Source organism: Curtanaerobium respiraculi, from assembly GCF_024609215.1.
GTDB lineage: Bacteria > Actinomycetota > Coriobacteriia > Coriobacteriales > Eggerthellaceae > Curtanaerobium > Curtanaerobium respiraculi.
Genome location: NZ_JANIPD030000043.1, coordinates 97419 through 104231 on the forward strand (window position 1 = coordinate 97419; position 6813 = coordinate 104231).

At 57.2% G+C, this 6813-nt stretch carries 6 protein-coding genes and 3 tRNA genes; all 9 read left to right on the forward strand.

Annotated elements, in window-relative coordinates; all coding sequences use genetic code 11:
* The first annotated feature begins 105 nt into the window (after positions 1 to 105).
* A complete protein-coding gene (locus NOV21_RS10810) occupies positions 106 to 1272 on the forward strand; it encodes an ABC transporter substrate-binding protein (RefSeq protein WP_283170980.1) in 1167 nt (388 codons plus the stop codon).
* Positions 1273 to 1303: 31 nt separating this feature from the next.
* Positions 1304 to 2326 carry a FecCD family ABC transporter permease gene (locus NOV21_RS10815; protein WP_283170979.1) on the forward strand — a complete coding sequence of 341 codons (1023 nt, stop codon included), beginning with the start codon at positions 1304 to 1306 and terminating at the stop codon, positions 2324 to 2326.
* On the forward strand, positions 2323 to 3129 hold the full coding sequence (locus tag NOV21_RS10820) for an ABC transporter ATP-binding protein (RefSeq protein WP_283170978.1): 807 nt from the start codon (positions 2323 to 2325) through the stop codon (positions 3127 to 3129). Before NOV21_RS10815 ends, NOV21_RS10820 begins: the two co-directional genes overlap by 4 nt.
* 82 nt (positions 3130 to 3211) lie before the next feature.
* A complete protein-coding gene (locus NOV21_RS10825; RefSeq protein ID WP_283170977.1) occupies positions 3212 to 3901 on the forward strand; it encodes a GTP-binding protein in 690 nt (229 codons plus the stop codon).
* A 12-nt stretch (positions 3902 to 3913) separates the two neighbouring features.
* Positions 3914 to 4963, forward strand: coding sequence for an ATP-binding cassette domain-containing protein (locus NOV21_RS10830; protein ID WP_283170976.1), 1050 nt, complete (start codon positions 3914 to 3916; stop codon positions 4961 to 4963).
* 11 nt (positions 4964 to 4974) lie between these two features.
* Positions 4975 to 6033, forward strand: coding sequence for an ABC transporter substrate-binding protein (locus NOV21_RS10835; protein ID WP_283170975.1), 1059 nt, complete (start codon positions 4975 to 4977; stop codon positions 6031 to 6033).
* 212 nt (positions 6034 to 6245) lie between these two features.
* Positions 6246 to 6321, forward strand: a tRNA-Gly gene (locus NOV21_RS10840).
* A gap of 54 nt (positions 6322 to 6375) precedes the next feature.
* A tRNA-Cys gene (locus NOV21_RS10845) sits at positions 6376 to 6449 on the forward strand.
* Between the two features lie 94 nt (positions 6450 to 6543).
* A tRNA-Val gene (locus NOV21_RS10850) sits at positions 6544 to 6618 on the forward strand.
* The last annotated feature ends 195 nt before the right edge of the window (positions 6619 to 6813 follow it).

Consider the following 6813-nt stretch of genomic DNA (forward strand, 5'->3'; position numbering starts at 1 on the left):
ATATTCTCAAACAAGTATAATCTACTCTTCGATATATGGTGCAAGCAAGAATAATCCTGCTTATGGCTTGACGATGCAATGGATACAAGTTGGAAAGGAGCAGGCATGAAGGAACGCATCATGGGAAGAGGGAAGGATAGGCGGCGCAGCGTCGGTTTTGTTGCAATCGCAATCGCCCTGATCATGGCTTTGGCGGTCTGCGCAGGTTGCGCATCGCCTTCACCTTCGAACGAGAGAGCGTCAAGCGCCAGCGTGTCCAGCGCTAGCGCATCGGCGGACGGTACGCGCACGATAACCGACGCTTTGGGCCGCGAAGTGAAGGTTCCCGCGAAGGTGGAACGCGTCGCAATCGTCCAGGTGCCTATCCTGAGCACGTATGTCGCATACCAAGGCGGCACGACCAAAGGCCTGGTCGGCGTCTCGAAGAACATTATCGGCAGCATGAAGGGCTCGGTTCTCATGGACATGATTCCCGACCTGCAGAATCTTTCCTCCGATTGCTTTGCCGACGGCAAATTGAACATGGAAGAGCTCGTCAAGCTCAAGGCTGATGTCATCATCATTCCCAACCAGAATGCTGAGCTGGCCGAAAATCTGCAGAAAGCCGGCTTGAACGCGGTGGCGTTCAACGTCGCCGGAGATCCGAAAGCGCTATACGTCGAGTGGTTGCGCATGCTAGAAGATCTGTTCGACGAGCCGGGTAAGATGGATGCATGCATCGTCGATGGCGAAGCCATGTACCAGAAGGTTGAGAAAGCTGTCGGCGATGCGAGTGACAAGCCCAGCATTCTGACAGTGTTCGGGTATTCAAATGGAAACATGCAGGTTACGGGCAGCGGTTCGCGCGCCACATTCTGGTATCAGTACGCAAACGCGGCCAACGCAGCCGAAGAGATCAATGGCATCGACGGCACCAGCATGGAGCAGGTCGTCGCCTGGAACCCGGACATCATTCTGCTGCCCGGCATCGGTCAGTGCCAATACCTGCCGCCCGATCTGATCGGCAACACCATCGAAGGAGCCGATTTCTCCGCGCTCTCCGCAGTTCAAAACGGCAAAGTGTATTGCAACGGCCTGGGCAGCTGGAGCTGGTTCACCCCGAGCGTCGACTGGCCTTTGACGATGGAATGGCTTGCGAAGGTCACCCATCCTGATTTGACCTCGGACATCGATGTCGTTGCCGACACGAAGGCGTATTACAAGAGCTATTACAACGTCGATCTCAGCGATGCCCAGATGAGCGACATATTCCCCGACTACGCGGGAATCTGATCAGGGACCCCGGCTCGATAAAGGGGCATGCGTGCTTGAGAAGCTGTTCGATAGCAGAAAGCGCTATGTGGTCTACGGAGCGCTCGCCGCGGCGGTTGCCGCGGCGGCGTTCATATGCCTGACGTGCGGCCGCATGCCCCTTTCCGTCTCGGAGGTATGGGGCGACATCGCCGCGCACCTCACGGGAGGCGATGTCGACCACAATATCGACCTCGTCGTCTTCTCGCTGCGCATCCCGCGCATTCTGCTTGCATTGTTCGTAGGCGCGGGGTTGGCATGTGCCGGCGCCTCGTACCAAAGCGTGTTTTCGAATCCGCTTGCCACCCCCGATACATTGGGCGTTGCGAGCGGCGCGGCCGTCGGCGCCGTGGTGGGCCTGCTGCTCGATTTTCCCATGGCGATAGTGCACTTGTCCGCGTTCCTAGCTGGTTTGGGCGCTACGGCGCTGACGGTGATGTTCGCGCGCGTGCAGGCCACCATGACGATAACAAGGCTCATCCTCTCGGGTGTCATTGTGACGTCGCTGATGAATGCCACGATATCCATCGTGAAACTGGTCGCCGACCCCGCAGACCAGCTACCTGAGATCACGTATTGGCTCATGGGCGGGCTTACGGGCGCCACGGATACCGCGCTCACATATGGGGGCATCTGTATCACGGTGGGCATCGCGGGGCTCATGCTGCTGCGGTGGCGGCTGAACATATTAGCACTCAGCGAAGAGGAGGCGCGCGCATCGGGTATGCGTATCGCTCCCATGCGCCTTGCCGTCATCGTGCTTTCAACGCTCATCACGGCATCGGTGGTATCCATCTGCGGGCAGGTTGGCTGGGTGGGGTTGGTCATTCCCCATTGCGCGCGTTTGATCTGCGGATCCAACAACCGCTTCGTCATACCGACGAGCGTGCTGCTCGGCGCGCTGTTCATGGTGGTGGTCGACACCGCGGCTCGTTCGGCGCTTGCCATGGAGATCCCGCTCTCCATTCTCACCGCATTCATTGGCGCCCCGGTATTCGTGGTGCTTCTGCGCAACACGGGTAGGGCGGTGAAATGAAGCTGCGGGTTGAAAATGCATCCTTCAGCTATGGGAAGGGCGAAGGCGGCGAGGTCATTCGAAGCCTGTCCTTCGGGGTGGATGCCGGCGAGCTTCTTTACCTGGTGGGTCCGAACGCCGTGGGGAAGTCGACGCTGCTCCGTTGCATGCTGGGCATTCTCAAGTGGAGCGAAGGCCGGACGCTGCTGGATGGGCAAGATGTTGCTGCGCTGAAGCCACGTGACATGTGGTCGCATGTGGGATATGTGCCGCAGGTGCATCACACGACGCTGTCCTTGACCGCCTTGGAAACCGTGCTGTTGGGAAGAAGCGCCCACATCGGTTTATTTTCGCAGCCTTCTGCTGAGGACGAACAGGCAGCCATGAGGGCGCTCGGCGATGTGGGGATGGCGAGCGCAGCTCGTAGGCAGTTGCAGCTGCTGTCCGGAGGCCAACAGAGGCTCGTGCTCATCGCGAAAGCCTTGGCAGCCCATCCCCACGTTCTGGTTCTGGACGAACCGGAATCCGGGCTTGACTTCCACAACCAGCTTGTGGTGCTGGACCTGCTAAGCCAGCTGGCGCATGAACAGGGGCTGGCCGTGATCATGACCACGCATTATCCCGAACACGCGCTTCGGGGGCATGGGAAAGCCCTCCTTTTGGAAGGGCCGGGGGAAGCGCTCTTCGGCGATTCGCTTTCCGTGATCACCGAAGAGAATATGCGGCGTGCGTTCAGAGCAGACATTCGCATTCGCGAAGTGGGCATCGATGGATCAACGTATCGGAGCATCATCGCGCTCGGCGCACTTGATGGCAAACGATGACGGTGAGACAGGGGATCAGGTGCTTTGCCATCTGCGGCCCATCGTCAAGTGAAAAGGAAAAACGAGTGGAGGAGAGACAGCCATGCAATTCATTACCGTTGCCGGACCGCCGTCATCGGGGAAAACATCGGTCATTCTCAAAGCGATAGACCGGCTGAAAGCTCAGGGAAAGCGCGTGGGCGTGGTGAAGTTCGATTGCCTGAGCTCGCTCGACGATAAGACGTACGAACGCCACGATGTCCCCGTTGTAGTGGGCTTGGCGGGCAACCTATGCCCAGACCACTTCTTCATCATCAACATCGAGCAGTGCATAGAGTGGGGCGAACGCGAAGGCTTCGATGTGCTCATAAGCGAAAGCGCCGGCCTATGCAACCGTTGCTCGCCGCACGTGAGGGGCATCTTGGCAATCTGCGTTATCGATAATCTGGCCGGCATCAATACGCCGAAGAAGATCGGTCCCATGCTTCGCCTCGCCGATGTTGTCGTGGTGACCAAGGGCGACATCGTAAGCCAGGCGGAACGCGAGGTGTTTTACAACCATATTCACCAGGTGAACCCTCGTGCGCGCATCGTGCCCGCAAACGGCATAACCGGGCAGGGCTCTGTTCAGATCGCCAATCTCATGGCTGCGGAGCGTGATGTCGAGACGCTGTTGGGGGAGCACCTACGCTTTTCGATGCCCTCGGGGTTGTGCTCGTATTGCTTGGGGCAGACGCTCATCAGCGATACGAATTCATCGGGAAGCGTGCGCCGTATAGATTTCGGACACTAGCAGGGGGATATCATGGAAAAACGCGAAGTAGAGCGATACCTGCTGAAGACGGGGTACGACGATCTGATCGAACGGTTCCCCTATCTGGAAAACATGTTCTCGGCCATTCGTATCAGCCCATTTGCGGGGACGGATACCGTTATAGACATCCTGAACTCATACCCGGATGAGAGCTTTACCGATTACGGGTTCACTAAGACCGCCTTTGCGACATCCATCATCGATTTCATCGACACATATGGGTTCGAGGAACGGGAAGATAGCCCGGCGATCGCCAGCATCACGATTCGCGGCGGGCATGATAAGGACGGCTATCCCGAAGGCCTGGATGTCACGGTGCGTGCCGGTGAAGTAGTTTGCATCGTAGGCCCCACAGGTTCTGGAAAAAGCCGCCTGCTGGAGGATGTGGAATCCCTTGCGCAGGACGATACGCCATCGGGTCGGTCGGTGCTGGTGAACGGAGAAGCTCCATCCGAAGAGATGCGCGCTCGAATGGGGAGGCGCATGATCGCCCAAATCACGCAGAACATGAACTTCGTCATAGATCTGACGGTTGCGGCGTTTGTGAGTATGCATGCTCAGAGCAGAAACGTATTCGATCCGTGCATCATCGACCGCGTAATAGCATGCGCGAACGAACTGTCGGGCGAGCATTTCGAGGGAGATACGCCGATAACGCAACTATCGGGCGGACAATCGCGTGCGCTCATGGTGGCGGATACCGTGGTTCTTTCCGAATCCCCCATCGTGCTTATCGATGAAATCGAGAATGCCGGCATCGACCGCGCTGCAGCGCTTTCCATGCTCGTCGATGAGGGCAAAATCGTTCTGCTGTCCACCCACGACCCGGTATTGGCGCTCGGCGGATGCCGCAGGCTCGTCATTGAGAATGGCGCGGTGAAGGCGATACTGGAAAGCACACCTGAAGAGCGCAAGAATCTTTCGCTGCTTCGCAAGCTCGATTCGTTCATGCTGTCATTGCGCAATGGAATCCGGGGTGGCGAACGATTGGATGACGACCTGAGAGCCAGATTGCATGGCGCGTTGTCGGCAGCCGAGTAGAAGGAGGGCACATGGATACCTTGCATACGCTCGAATATGACCAAGGTTTGCTCGACCTGGTGGGAGATGCCGTAGCAAGCCATACCGCCAAAAGGAATCTCGATCTCATGGTGGGCGTTCCCTGTCCGATGAAGCAGCGATTTAGGAATGAATACGACCAATACGAAGCGAAATACCGTGCTGAAACAGGCAGAAGGCTTTTCAGCTTCGTTCCCACGATGTGTCCTGCGGATTTGGAAACCGAGAACACGGTGCGCGACTATGAGGCTATGAAAACCACCGATGATATCCCCGATCTGATGATCGATATGGTGTTCGGCGACTTGATATTCACAGATTTCTTCGATCGCTTCGTGACGAAGGGCGCGTTTAAACGCGTGATGGATGCGGCGCCGCTTCCCATCATGGACCCCGTGCTGTTCAGGGAGCGCTATGATGCGTTCAACCCGCTGGCGCTGTTTCCCGAGGTTCTGCTTGTGGATAGGGAGGAATTGGGAGGCAGGCCGGTCCCGCATAAGCTTGAGGACCTGATGGACCCCGTATACAAAGGCTGCATCGCGGCGCCCGACCAGCACAACGAGATAGGCACGAGATTCCTTCTGCACATCTGGAAGCAGTATGGCGAAGAGGGCCTTGCCGCGATGGAGCGCAACTTCAGTATCGGGTTCGTGGGTCCCGAAGCCGCCCGCACCGCCGGTACGAAATCGGAGCCTCGCTGCGCCATTTACATGGCCCCGTGGATCTTTGCGCAGGGGTCTGAAAACCCCGGTCGCGTTGACGTGGTCTGGCCGGAAGACGGCGTGCTCGCGCAGCCGATAGCCCTGCTTGCCAGAAAGGATATGAAGCCCGAGAATCAACCGCTGCTGGATTGGCTGCTTTCCGAGCAGGTTGGGCGTATCTTCTCGGACAACTACTTCTTGTCCACGCATCCAAACGTGGACAACCATATGCCCGAAGGGGCAAAAGTAACATGGCTCGGTTGGGATTGGATTTACAATGCGGATATCGCGGCGAAGAAGGTCGAGCTGGAACAACGCTTCGCGCGCTTTCATAGGAAAGGCTTGTGCTGAGGGTAAGGCGCTGTGCTGGAGTCCACGTCCCAGCTCGGAGCGGAAACAGCGTCGGCAGGATGGCCTGCTTGCGATTTTGCGCCGCCAGTTTCCGGCGTGGTTGGAGACGGTTGGAGCATGTGTTCCGGCATGTGTTCAGGTTATGGACGGTAGGTCTCCCAAAAATTGGGGCTTGCTTCAAGGGGTCTGTCGCGTATAATATTTTCTTGCGCGCGGACATGGCTCAGTTGGTAGAGCACCACCTTGCCAAGGTGGGGGTCGCGGGTTCGAACCCCGTTGTCCGCTCCATTGCTGAATGGGGCCGGCCGAACACAACTATTCGGCCGGCCTTTTAAGTGAGATGGCGACGTGGCCAAGTGGTAAGGCATGGGCCTGCAAAGCCTTGATCTCCGGTTCGAATCCGGACGTCGCCTCCATCTTCATCGATAATGGGCGTTTTTTATAAAGCGGTTTACAAAACGGACAGCTTTGGTAGAATACGCAAGCGTCGCGCACGCGACATACCCTTGAGGGCGTTTAGCTCAGGGGGAGAGCGCTTCCCTGACACGGAAGAGGCCACAAGTTCAAATCTTGTAACGCCCACCATACATTCGCAGGTCAGAGGCTATACTCTCTGGCCTGCTTCTTTTATGCCGCAATTCGGGGTTATAGGCGGGTTATAGGCCAAAACGTGTTGATGAATGTCGCTATAACCCCAGTTCAAATGTCCTAAAACAGCCCTGAAAGTTCATGCGCCCCAACTTTGCAGTCGGCCAAAACGTGTTGATGGATTCTATCGAA

What these genes read in the sequence shown, in the direction of transcription:
- NOV21_RS10825 (WP_283170977.1), top strand. Translation starts at nt 3,212, where the DNA reads ATGCAATTCATTACCGTTGCCGGACCGCCGTCATCGGGGAAAACATCG.
- NOV21_RS10810 (WP_283170980.1), top strand. Translation starts at nt 106, where the DNA reads ATGAAGGAACGCATCATGGGAAGAGGGAAGGATAGGCGGCGCAGCGTC.
- NOV21_RS10830 (WP_283170976.1), top strand. Translation starts at nt 3,914, where the DNA reads ATGGAAAAACGCGAAGTAGAGCGATACCTGCTGAAGACGGGGTACGAC.
- NOV21_RS10820 (WP_283170978.1), top strand. Translation starts at nt 2,323, where the DNA reads ATGAAGCTGCGGGTTGAAAATGCATCCTTCAGCTATGGGAAGGGCGAA.
- NOV21_RS10835 (WP_283170975.1), top strand. Translation starts at nt 4,975, where the DNA reads ATGGATACCTTGCATACGCTCGAATATGACCAAGGTTTGCTCGACCTG.